The 602-nt window shown below is 68.8% G+C and carries 1 protein-coding gene; it reads right to left on the reverse strand.

What is annotated here, in order from left to right; all coding sequences use genetic code 11:
• On the reverse strand, positions 1-602 hold a 602-nt coding region (locus tag AC1DWF_RS36370; protein WP_476843300.1), incomplete at both ends, for an alpha/beta fold hydrolase.

Consider the following 602-nt stretch of genomic DNA (forward strand, 5'->3'; position numbering starts at 1 on the left):
CTTGCCGGCCGATGGTCTTGTCCTCCGTCGGCGTCGCCACCTCGATCAGCAGGGTCGGGGCCGCGATGCGCCGGAGGTCGGCGCCGAGGTCGTAGGCGAAGTTCGCCTCGTAGGTCCTGGTAGCGTCGGGCAAGGCCTGGACGCGGTCGACGGTGGCCAACCTGGCCCGCTCGAAGCGCGCGGCATCCTGGGGCGGCGAGAACAGTGAGCCATGCCACCAGATGTCCGAGATCCGCCGGAACCCCGTGGCCCAGAGCTTCACCCGCTCCGCATCCTCGCTGCCCCGGTCGCCGAAGTAGTGCATGACGTTGCCAAGGATCGCCGCGTCCCGGTGTTCCTTGTCCGGCACGAGGCTGTGCGACTGTCCCGCGAGCACGACGCGGTCCACGCGGTCGGGCCAGCGCGCCGCGAGCGCGGCGCCGATCTTGTTGCCGGTCTGGAAGCCGTAGAAATGCGTCCGCCCGATGCCGAGCGCGTCCAGCACGCTTACGACATTGCCGGCAAGCGTCTCCATCCCGGCCCCCGGAGGGAACGGATCCGAATTGCCGCAGCCCATCACATCAATGGCCAGCACGCGGAAATCCGGCGAAAGCAGTTGGATC

This window comes from Aminobacter sp. P4_D5 (genome assembly GCF_056401815.1).